General features: G+C 67.2%; 10 protein-coding genes. 3 read left to right on the top strand and 7 right to left on the bottom strand.

Translation table 11 applies throughout. From position 1 onward, the window contains the following. The first annotated feature begins 89 nt into the window (after window positions 1-89). Both M3C25_RS12615 and M3C25_RS12610 read left to right on the top strand, forming a co-directional pair. Window positions 90-1,298, top strand: a complete 1,209-nt coding sequence (locus tag M3C25_RS12615; protein ID WP_259857091.1) for a mechanosensitive ion channel family protein — start codon at window positions 90-92, stop codon at window positions 1,296-1,298. A gap of 33 nt (window positions 1,299-1,331) precedes the next feature. Continuing rightward, a complete protein-coding gene (locus tag M3C25_RS12610) occupies window positions 1,332-1,751 on the top strand; it encodes a globin (RefSeq protein WP_102159742.1) in 420 nt (139 codons plus the stop codon). Window positions 1,752-1,789: 38 nt separating this feature from the next. Here M3C25_RS12610 and M3C25_RS12605 read toward each other — a convergent pair whose 3' ends face one another. Together M3C25_RS12605 and M3C25_RS12600 are read right to left on the bottom strand one after the other, a co-directional pair. After that, on the bottom strand, window positions 1,790-2,470 hold the full coding sequence (locus tag M3C25_RS12605) for a DUF8185 domain-containing protein (protein ID WP_102159740.1): 681 nt from the start codon (window positions 2,468-2,470) through the stop codon (window positions 1,790-1,792). A gap of 14 nt (window positions 2,471-2,484) precedes the next feature. After that, entirely contained in the window at window positions 2,485-3,036 is a 552-nt protein-coding gene (locus tag M3C25_RS12600) for an acyl-CoA thioesterase (protein ID WP_170273960.1), read from the bottom strand. Between the two features lie 121 nt (window positions 3,037-3,157). Between M3C25_RS12600 and M3C25_RS12595 the strand changes: the two genes are divergently transcribed. Beyond that, on the top strand, window positions 3,158-4,042 hold the full coding sequence (locus M3C25_RS12595) for an acyl-CoA thioesterase (RefSeq protein ID WP_102159736.1): 885 nt from the start codon (window positions 3,158-3,160) through the stop codon (window positions 4,040-4,042). 72 nt (window positions 4,043-4,114) lie between these two features. Here M3C25_RS12595 and ettA read toward each other — a convergent pair whose 3' ends face one another. The 5 genes from ettA to M3C25_RS12570 all read right to left on the bottom strand — a co-directional run bounded on the left by ettA (window position 4,115) and on the right by M3C25_RS12570 (window position 10,623). Further along, window positions 4,115-5,797, bottom strand: a complete 1,683-nt coding sequence (ettA, locus tag M3C25_RS12590; protein ID WP_102159733.1) for an energy-dependent translational throttle protein EttA — start codon at window positions 5,795-5,797, stop codon at window positions 4,115-4,117. A gap of 89 nt (window positions 5,798-5,886) precedes the next feature. Beyond that, window positions 5,887-6,504 carry a DUF6993 domain-containing protein gene (locus M3C25_RS12585; protein ID WP_102159731.1) on the bottom strand — a complete coding sequence of 206 codons (618 nt, stop codon included), beginning with the start codon at window positions 6,502-6,504 and terminating at the stop codon, window positions 5,887-5,889. Between the two features lie 195 nt (window positions 6,505-6,699). Then, window positions 6,700-7,197: a single-stranded DNA-binding protein gene (locus M3C25_RS12580; protein ID WP_259857089.1), complete on the bottom strand. Its 498-nt coding sequence runs from the start codon at window positions 7,195-7,197 to the stop codon at window positions 6,700-6,702. A 130-nt stretch (window positions 7,198-7,327) separates the two neighbouring features. Then, the gene (locus M3C25_RS12575; RefSeq protein WP_259857083.1) at window positions 7,328-8,914 is read right to left on the bottom strand and encodes a YfjP family GTPase; all 1,587 of its coding nucleotides are present in this window, start codon (window positions 8,912-8,914) and stop codon (window positions 7,328-7,330) included. After that, window positions 8,911-10,623 carry a dynamin family protein gene (locus M3C25_RS12570; RefSeq protein WP_259857081.1) on the bottom strand — a complete coding sequence of 571 codons (1,713 nt, stop codon included), beginning with the start codon at window positions 10,621-10,623 and terminating at the stop codon, window positions 8,911-8,913. The genes M3C25_RS12575 and M3C25_RS12570 overlap by 4 nt, the downstream gene beginning before the upstream one ends. Window positions 10,624-10,794: the final 171 nt, after the last annotated feature.

Raw genomic sequence — 10,794 nt, 5'->3', positions numbered from 1 at the left:
AATCCCACACCGCGTCCTCATGCGATGTCCAGCGGAGGCGGGCCTGTTCTGACTGCCCTTTCAGATGCGGTCTCTAAGATTGCGCCCGTATGAGCACTTCAACGACACCTCCCGCTGAGCAGATCAAGGAAGCGGTGAACGAGACCGTGGACAAGACCGCCAACTTCGACTGGATGTGGCTGCTGGGCGCTCCCCTGCGCATCGCCTTCATCATCGTCGGCGCGGTCATCCTCAACCTCGTCGCCCGCAAGATCATCCGCAAGTTCGCCGGCAAGATCGCCGACGGCTCGAACGCTGCGGAGAACCGGCGCCGGCAGAGGTCCAACGAGACCCCGCGCATCAACGGCTCCGATGCGATCGCCAAGGCCCGCCGGGCGCAGCGCGCGCAGACCGTCGGGTCGATGCTGTCGTCGATCGCGACGATCATCATCGCCACGCTGGCGGTCATGATGGTGCTGACCGAGCTCGACTTCAATCTCGGCCCGCTGCTCGCCTCCGCCGGTATCGCCGGTGTGGCGATCGGCTTCGGTGCCCAGGAGCTCGTCAAGGACTACCTGTCGGGCTTCTTCCTCGTCGTCGAGGACCAGTACGGCATCGGTGACACCGTCGACCTCGGCGAGGCCGTCGGCACCGTCGAGGAGGTCGGGCTGCGCACGACGAAGGTGCGCGGCATCGACGGCACCCTGTGGCATGTGCGCAACGGTGAGATCATGCGCGTAGGCAACCAGTCGCAGGGCTGGGCGCGTGCGGTCATGGACATCGCCGTGCCGTATGACTCCGACCCGAACGTGCTCAACGGCATCATCGAAGACGCTGTCGCCGAGCTGCGCGCCGATCCGGCACTGACGACCTCGATCCTCGAAGATCCCGAGATCCTCGGTGTGCAGGACCTCACCGGTGAGGCGATGACGATCCGCGCGTTCATCAAGACCAAGCCCAATGAGCAGTGGGCCGTCGCCCGTGCCTTCCGCGGCACCGTCAAGCGGCTGATGGACGAGCAGGGCATCCGCATCCCGCTGGCCCAGCAGACCATCGTGCGCGCCCAGCCGGTCGAGACCACCGCCTCGGCGTCGGACTTCGGCACCACCGGCACGCTGCCCTCCCGCCAGCAGACTGCCGGCAGCCCCGCTGACACCGGCCGCACCGCCACCGCCACGGCAGAGCGCGGCGATGAGGAGCATGAGGACATCGCCGACGACCCGCTGCCGGCGCGGGCGAACCAGAAGAGCACCGCGACGAAGGATCCCTCCTACGGGATCACGCAGCAGAGTTCGCGGCGCGACCCGAGTGACTCATAGGATCGAAGCGTGACGACTCAGCGCCCAGACACCATGTTCACGATCATCGGCGGCCATGCGGCCTTCACCCAGCTCGTCGACGTCTTCTACCGGGAGGTCGCAGCCGATGAGTACCTCATCGCGATGTACCCCGAAGGCCAGGAGCTCGACGGCGCCAAGCACCGGCTGCAGACGTTCCTGGAGCAGTACTTCGGCGGGCCGACGACCTACTCGCAGGAGCGCGGCCATCCGCGGCTGCGGATGCGGCACAACCCGTACCCGGTCACCCCGAAGGCCCGGGAGCACTGGCTGCGGCACATGCGCACGGCACTCGACTCCCTGGAGCTGCCGCCGCTGCACGACACGATGGTGTGGGATTACTTCGAGCGTGCTGCGACCGCAATGGTCAACCGCTTCGATGAACCCGGCGAAACGCCGCGCACGAGCCTGGGGCCACTGACCCCCAACAGCTGAGCTTGGACTGCCGGGACCGCCCGGCAGGAAGCTGCGACTCAGGCGGCGCGGTCGCCGCGGCCGCGGGTGAGCACATGACCGCGCGGTGAGCTCAGCCGCAGCCAGCCCGGCGCTTCGAACACACTCGTGACGCCACCGGGCTGCACGAATCCCAGCCCGAACATCGCGAAGGCCACTGCTGCCGGCAGCCGGTCCTCGAACTCGCCGGGCAGCGGCCGGCTCCACACCCGGCGGCGCAGACCGGTCACCGCGTGGATCCCAGCCACCTCCGGCGTCCCGGCTGCCACCTCGGCGATACCTGCTTCGGCGGCGGCGATGAGTTCAGCATCGGCCAGCTGGCCCACCGGCAGCCACGGCCCGCGCGGCGGGGCGATGCCGGCCCACGACACCTGGATCTCCTGCGGCGGGATCGGCATCGCCTCCTCACCGGTGCTGCGCAGCCGGGCGAAGCGGTCGCAGATCGCCGCTGTCGGCACGACGACGTCGAGGCCGTCGAGACCGGTGCCGACCAGCCGGAACATGCGCATCCCGACCGTCAGCGGCGTCGCGTCGCCGAGCCCGTGCGGGAACAGGGGTGCTGCTGAGACGACGAGGACATCGCCGGTGACCGTCAGGCGCATCGCGCCCTCGGAGTCGATGCGCTGGGCGCGGGAGGCGAAGACCTCCCAGTCGGCCAGCGCCTCGGACGTGGTGAGGCGGATGTGTGCGGATGTGCGCATGCCGATCCTGCGCATCAGCGGCGGGCCCGCACCGGACGCAGCGGCACCGGGTCGGTGACGAACGGTTCGATCGCCGCCGTTTCGGCCTCGCTCAGCCGACGTGCCCGGCCTGTTGCGGCATCGACGAAGGCGATCACGGTCTCAGCCAGCGTGTAGACCTCGCTGCCGTCGGGTTCGGCGATGACGTAGCCGACCTCCATAGTCGCCGGGGTCACCCCGGAGATGACGGTGTCGACGGCGATCGGGCCGGTGCGGAAACCGATGGGGCGGCGGTATTCGATGCGGTGGGAGAAGACGAGCAGGTTCGTCTCCCCTGCCGCCTCGCCGAGCACCGGCGGGAAGGCACGGCCCTGCACCGGCTGCCCGGCGCCGGGGATGTCGGCTGGAGCGGCGGCGTCGCGGTCGGCGGTTGGGGAGCCGAAGGCGCGGACGCGGGCCTCTTCGAGCAGGCGCAGCTGGGAGACGTTGTTGACGTGCCCGTAGGCGTCCATATCACCCCAGCGCAGTTCGATGAGCACGCGGGCGAAGGGACCGGACAGCAGCGGGTTCGACAGGGATTCAGGCATGGCTCCATTCTGCCACCGGTGCCGGTGGGCAGGCACACCAGTCTGGCGGCTGGTCAGGGCGGATGGGCGTGCAGGCGCGTAGACTGCCAGCAGTTGCCATCACACAGCGAGGAGGGCACTGATGGGTGCCGAAGACAACGTAGCCCAGCTCATCGACCTGCTGCAGGTCACCCCGACCGACCCGATCCCCGGCACACGGGAGTCGGAGTTCTACCTCGGGCGCAGCCAGTACAAACCCGATGGCCGGGTGTTCGGCGGTCAGGTGCTGGCCCAATGTGTCATGGCAGCCGGGCAGACCGTTGATCCCGCCCGTCAGATCCACTCGCTGCACGGCTACTTCCTGCGCCCTGGCGATGTCAGCGAGCCGATCACCTTCGGCGTCGAGGTGCTGCGAGACGGTGGGTCGTTCTCTGCCCGCCGGGTGCACGCCTATCAGCGCGATGAGCCGATCCTTTCGCTCATCTGCTCGTTCCAGGTCGAGCAGGACGGTCTGGAGCACGGAGATGAGTTCCCCTCCGATGTGCCGGCCCCGGAGGACTGCCCGGAGATCAACGAGCTGATGGCCGATGTCGACATCCCCTTCATGCGCGATTGGCTGCGCAAGCGGCCTTTCGAGGTGCGGCCGGTCGAGCCGCCGATCTACTTCGATCCCGACCCTCAGGCACGCGCCCAGGAGCGGATGTGGATCCGCGCCTCGGCGGCGTTTCCCGATGACCCGCTGCTCAATGCTGCTGCGCTGGCCTATGCCAGTGATTTCAGTCTGCTCGCCCCGGTGCTGCGTCGCCAGGGCCTGACGTGGATGACGCCGGGACTGCGGATGGCCAGTCTCGACCATGCGATGTGGTGGCACCGGCCGGTGAGGATCGGCGAGTGGATGCTGTACTCGGAGACGTCTCCGTCAGCGCGCGGGGGCCGCGGGCTGGGGCTCGGGCGGATCTTCTCACAGTCCGGTCAGCTGCTGGCCACGGTCGCGCAGGAGGGCATGGTCCGCATCAAGTCCCAATAGTGACATGAATGCCGAAGGCCGGCTGCTCCCGATCGGAAGCAGCCGGCCTCGTGCTGTCGATGCGCGTGTGCGTCAGTCGCGGGTGAGGCGCCGGTGGGTGACGCGGTGCGGGCGGGCGGCTTCTTCGCCCAGGCGCTCCACCTTGTTCTTCTCGTAGGCTTCGAAGTTTCCTTCGAACCAGTACCAGCTGGCCGGATTCTCTTCGGTGCCCTCCCACGCGAGGATGTGGGTGGCGACGCGGTCGAGGAACCAGCGGTCGTGGGAGACGACCACGGCACAGCCGGGGAATTCGAGCAGTGCGTTCTCCAGCGAACCGAGGGTTTCGACGTCGAGGTCGTTGGTCGGCTCATCGAGCAGAAGCAGGTTTCCGCCCTGCTTAAGGGTCAGCGCGAGGTTCAGGCGGTTGCGCTCACCGCCGGAGAGCACGCCGGCCTTCTTCTGCTGGTCGGGTCCCTTGAAGCCGAACGCGGAGACGTAGGCACGCGAGGGCATCTCGACATTGCCGACCTGGATGAAGTCGAGTCCGTCGGAGACGACCTCCCACAGGCTCTTCTCCGGATCGATGCCGCCGCGGGACTGGTCGACGTAGGAGATTTCGACGGTGTCGCCGACCTTGAGGTCTCCCCCGTCGAGCTCTTCGAGTCCGACGATCGTCTTGAACAGCGTCGTCTTGCCGACGCCGTTGGGGCCGATGACGCCGACGATGCCGTTGCGCGGCAGCGAGAACGACAGGCCGTCGATGAGCGTACGGTCGCCGAAGCCCTTCTGCAGGTCCTTGGCTTCGATGACGATGTCGCCCAGGCGCGGGCCGGGCGGGATCTGGATCTCTTCGAAGTCGAGCTTGCGGGTCTTCTCCGCTTCAGCTGCCATCTCTTCGTAGCGAGCGAGGCGGGCCTTGGACTTCGTCTGGCGGGCCTTGGCGTTCGAGCGGACCCATTCGAGTTCGTCCTTCAGGCGCTTCTGCAGCTTGGCGTCCTTCTTGCCCTGGACCTTGAGGCGCTCCTGCTTCTTCTCCAGGTAGGTGGAGTAGTTGCCCTCGTAGGGGTACAGGTGGCCGCGGTCGACTTCGGCGATCCATTCGGCGACGTGGTCGAGGAAGTACCTATCGTGGGTGATGGCGATGACGGCGCCGGGGTAGGTCTTGAGGTGCTGTTCGAGCCACAGCACCGACTCGGCGTCGAGGTGGTTGGTCGGCTCGTCGAGCAGCAGCAGGTCGGGCTTCTCCAGCAGCAGCTTGCACAGTGCCACACGGCGGCGCTCACCGCCGGAGAGGACCTTGACGTCGGCGTCCGGCGGCGGGCAGCGCAGTGCGTCCATCGCCTGTTCGAGCTGGGAGTCGAGATCCCAGGCATCAGCTGCGTCGATGGCTTCCTGCAGCTTGCCCATCTCCTCCATCAGGGCATCGAAGTCGGCATCCGGGTTGGCCATCTCTTCGGAGATCTCGTTGTAGCGGTCCAGCTTCGCTTTGATCTCGCCGACACCTTCCTCGACATTGCCGAGGACGGTCTTGTCTTCGTTCAGCGGCGGCTCCTGGAGCAGGATGCCGACGGAGTATCCGGGGCTGAGGCGGGCTTCGCCGTTCGATGGCTGGTCGATGCCTGCCATGATCTTGAGGATGGTGGACTTACCGGCACCGTTCGGGCCGACCATGCCGATCTTCGCTCCGGGGTAGAACGACATCGACACGTCGTCGAGAATGACTTTGTCACCGTGCGCCTTGCGCGCCTTATGCATGGTGTAAATGAATTCGGCCATAGTGGTCTCAGACTATCGGTTCCCACATGGCTAGGCCATTCCTCCGCGCCCGCCCTACAGCCGGTGCGCGAGCGCATCTGGGGAGCGGGTCAGCCGCCGAGCTGCGGCGCTTCGGTGCTCTCTTCCTCTTCACCGCTGCCTTCACCGCCGCCGTCGCCGGTTCCCTCATCGGAACCGCCGGTCTCGCTCGGCTCCTCGGGGTCCTCACCGTTCATGTCCTCACCTGGCATGTGCCCGGCGCCGTTGTCATCGGAATCCTCGTCGCGCTCATCGCCCGTGGGCGCGTCGACGCCCTCGGGCCGTTCGACGTATCCGAGCAGGCACGTGCCAGTCGATTCGGTGGGCTTGGCCAGATGGGCGGTGATATTGCCGGAGCGGATCTCACCGACGACGCAGCCGTCGTCGACCTTGACGCCAAACATCTTCGCCGGCACGTCATTTCCCAGGGGTGATGCGTCGATCGTCGCTTCGAGCTGCTCGGGCTTGTACCCGGCTTCGGTCATCGTGTCGAAGAACTCCTGGGTGCTCGGCACATCGCCACGGCCTTCAAGCGGTTTGAGTGCGGCGACGACTTCGTCCACAACAGCCGGAACCTCTTTGGTCTGCACCGGGTTCGGTTCGGCTGCCTGCTGGTTCAGCAGCGAACAGCCGCTGATGAGTGCTGCGGAACAGGCCAGCGTTCCGGCAGCGAGAAACCGTCGAAGCATTGTCGTCCTTCAGTCAGTGCCACACAACAGTCCTACTCTAACCGGACTGAGCAGACTCGTCTCACCGAAGCGACACAGATTCACCGGCATGTCGCCGGACAGGCCGTGCGCGCCGAAGTCGCGCCCCGAACCTGCCCGATGACGTGCCTGTGCTCAGCTCTGCCCGGCCGGCTCCATGGCGTGATCGTCGTGGATCTACCCTGTTGAGGTGTCAACCATGGTCTCGTCGATATCGTCGCTCGACGCTGAGGCTGCAAACGATGCCGGCGGCGGGCTGCCGAGGCTGTCGTAACCGCCGGAGCTGCCGCTTGCCGTGCTCTTGGCGCCGCTGCGGGTGTTGCGAGCCCAGTTCGCTGTGCCGAAGCGCAGATTGTGGCCAACGGCCTCAGCGATGATCTGCGGGTTCTTCCCGGACTTCGTGCCAGTCGTGTCGGTCCATTCGCGGATCCGCAGCCGGCCGGCGACGATGACGGCATCGCCCTTGTGCACCGATGAGTTCACGTGGAGGGCGAGGTCGCCGTAGCAGGAGACATCGAACCAGGAGGTGTCGATCTCCCGGTACTCCCCTTTCTCGTTGTCGTAGAACCCGAAGTTGACCGCCAGCCTGAAGGACGCCCACACGCGTCCATCGCTGAGGGTGCCGGTCTGACAGTCACCGCCTGCAGTGCCGACGAAGTAATTGACTTGTTTCATGAGCAGGTCCTTTCTCTTGCCTCTGCTGAGACCTGCCTGTCACTCTTCCCAACCTGGCCAGTGAGAGCCCAGATATGACTCAGCGCCTGTGGATGCACGTCTGGCATCCACAAGCGCCGGTCTCCAATGCTCAGCGCAGGCTGTCGTAGACCTCGCGATGCTCGCGCAGCACGCCGGTGATCGGTGCCAGATACGAGCTGGCCGCAGCCGAATGGACCGCCTGCGTCAGTCGTTCGGCAACGTCATCGGCGGCTTCCTTCGCGCCCTTGCGCCGAGCTGAGGCCGCAGCGAGGCTCGTGATGACCGAACCGGTGATGCCGATGAGCAGCAGCGCGCCGGGGATGATCCACAGCAGCGTCGACCCGGAGGTGACGTCGACACCGGTCAGCAGCAGGACGAGCTGGATGACCAGCCACAGGGCGCCGATGACAGTGGCGAGGAAGAACAGGTTCTGCAGCACACCGGCCAACGTCCACCAGCCGGGCTTACGCCGTTCAATGCGCACGGCCGTGACCGCCTCATCGAGGGTGTGGGTCAGTTCGGCAGTCGACTGCTTCTCCGCCTTGGCGACATCGGCCTGCCAGGCCATCGGCAGTGTGGACACGGCGTCGACGACGAGTTCGTGAGCGGCGAGGTTGACGCGTGCGCTCTGGGTGCGCGACGTCTCCGGCACGGCAGCGCGGATGAGATCCTCGCGGTCACCGCCGTGGCGGGCGCCGAGCGGGTCGGCCTGACCGCGCTGAGCCATCGCCAGCGGCGGATATCCGGTCTTCTTGTAGGCCCGGCGCAGGTAGTCGTCTTCGACAGTCTGGGCAACCGCGTGCACGCCGGCGGCATCGACCATCGCGTCGATGAGCCGGTCCGCGCCCTGCAGCTGCTCAGGCTGGTCGACCGGGGTGCCGAGCTCACCGCGGATCCGGCCGGCCATCTCCTTGAGGTCAGTCAGCAGCCGCTCGGAGGCAGCAGCCTGGGCGAGCACGGTCTCGGTCAAGATCTGGCGCAGCTCCGGCACGCCTTCGCGGGTCACAGCTGAGGCCAGGGCGACGCGGGCGTTGTCGAGCCCGTCGTGGGCGAGCAGCTGCTGCAGGTGCTCACTGCAGGCAACCCGCTCGTCTGCTGAGAGCGTGTCGACCTGGTTGAGTACGACGACCATCGACGAGGCGTGGGCTGCCAGTTCTGACAGGTAGTGCGAGTGCAGGGAGAAGTCGGCGTACTTCTGCGGGTCGACGACCCAGAAGACGACATCGACGAGGTTGACGAGCCGGTCGGATTCGACGCGGTGCTCAGCTGAGGTCGAGTCATGGTCGGGCAGGTCGAGAAGCACGAGACCGTGCAGGCTCTCCTCGTCGTCTCCGTCGAGGGCGCTTTCGCGCCAGGTGCGGTTGGTCACCGGCACCTTGAGCCAGGACATGATCTCCTCGCCACCGTCGCCCCAGACGCAGGCGGTCGGCTTCGAGGTCGTCGGCCGGCGCACGCCCACCTCGGCGATCTCCAGACCGGCCACCGCGTTGAACAGGGAGGACTTCCCGGATCCGGTGGAGCCGGCAAAGGCGACGACGGTCGATTCCTCGCCGAGCTTCAGGCGCGCTTCGGCCTTGTCCAGCAGTTCGGTGGCTGCCGCGCGGGTCTCATCGGAGATCTTGCGCGGTCCCAGGGTGAGAGCGCGGTTGATGCCCTCTGTCAGCGTCGCGATCTCGCTGCGCGTGGCATCGCTCACAGTGCTTCCTCCAATCGGTCGCCGGCGCCGCGCAGATTGCCTGCCTGGCGGGGCGGGACTTCGCTGTCATTCAGGGCCGTGTCGAACGGCGCCCGGTAGCGCTCGAGCAGTTCGGATGCGCTGTCGATGAGCCGGGTGCGCGCCATCTGCGCCAGGTCGCGGGTGGCCTGGTCGCCGAAGATCGTGTCGAGCAGCTTGCCGGCCACCAGCGCCGTGCCGCCGGCGACACCGGCCTCGGCTCCGGTCAGTCCGCCGGTGCCGGCGAACACGGCCAGCATGAGCACTGCGCCGACGCCGTTGACGCCGAAGGACAGGATGCGGGCCTTGGCGCGCTTGCTCTGCCCGACTTCGCGGACGAGTTCGTTGACGTCATCGGACCAGTGGGCGACCATCCGCCCGACATCGGCGTCGAACTCGGCTGGCACCCGCGTCATCTGCGGGTTCGCCTTCACAAGGGCATCGCCTTCGGGATTGGCCTGCCAGGCGTGGGCGGTGTTCGACACGGCGGTGACGACCTGCTCGCGGATGAGAAGCGCCACGGAGTCTTCGATCGCCTGGTTGAGCGGTTCGGCGGCGTCGCGCTTGCCGGTCACCGCAGAGGTGATGCGGTCGCGGATCCGGGCGACGGTGGGTTCGAGTCCGCGGAAGAACTGTCCGGTGCCCACGAAATCCTGCCAGCGGGCGAGCACCTCTCCGCGCAGCACCCGGCCGTCGACGAGTGATTCGGCGAGTTCCTCGCGGGCGCTGCCGAACTCACGGGTGACGGTCTCCTGCAGGCGCTGGTGGGCCGATTCCTGCTCTTCAACGTAGTCGGCCAGGGTGAGCGCGCGGCCCGGCACGGCCGCCAGCGCTCCGGTCAGCGTCTGGGCGATGACCCGGTCACGGGCCCGGGAGTTGCGACCGAGGTTCATGATCCACGACTGCACGGGGAACACTGCGGCCTCAGGGATCCGGCCATCGACGAGCACGAGCTCGGGCACGGTGAAGATCGGCGCTGAGCCCAGCCCCGCCTCGGCGAGCAGCCCAGAGAGGTGATGGCGGACTTCCCGGTTGGCCTTCGGCGGCACGCGGTCGAGCACGATCGAGACGGCGGTGCCGCGTTCGGCGGACTGCTTGAGCAGCTCCCACGGCACAGCGTCGGCGTAGCGGGAGGCGGTGGTGACGAACAGCCACAGGTCGGCGGCCGCGAGCAGCTGGCGGGCCAATGTGCGGTTCTCCTCGCGGACGGAGTCGATGTCCGGTGAGTCGAGCAGGGCCAGGCCCGGCGGCACGCTGGTGCTGGAGACGAGCCGCAGCTGCGGACGCTGAAGGTCAGTCGATTCGCCGATGACTCGCTCCAGGCTCGGCAGGATCCGGTCGGAGGCGAAGTGCTCCTGGTCATCAGGATGGTGGATGAGGACCGGCCAGCGGGTCGTCGGGCGCAGCACGCCGGTGGCGGAGATGTCAGCTTCGACGATCGAGTTCACCAGCGTGGACTTGCCAGCACCTGTCGAGCCGCCGACGACGACGAGCAGTGGGGCATCAGTTTGGCTGACCCGCGGCAGCAGGTAGTCGGTCAGCTGGTCATCAAGGCTGCGCTGCAGGCTGCGGCCGGTCTCGGCGCCGGGTGTGTGCAGCGGAAAGCGCGCATCGCGCACCCGTTTGATGAGGTCGCTGAGGGCGGGCGCGACGCCTGAGGACAGGCTGGTGTCGTTCGGTCCTTGAGTCACGTTCCTACTCTCTCGGTTTTCCCAGGCTGACACCACTCACCACGCCGCAGCTGCCGCAGTTGGCCGCCAGCCCCCGGCGGGCACGGTGGGCGCGCAAGCGCTAAGATGTCCAGTGCCTCCATGGTCCAAAGGATCACGACGTCCGGTTTCTACCCGGAAGATGCGGGTTCG

It is taken from the genome of Brevibacterium luteolum, from assembly GCF_025147615.1.
Taxonomy (GTDB): Bacteria; Actinomycetota; Actinomycetes; order Actinomycetales; family Brevibacteriaceae; genus Brevibacterium; species Brevibacterium luteolum.
The sequence above is the reverse complement of the archived record's forward strand: the minus strand, read 5'-3'. Positions and strand labels throughout refer to the sequence as shown.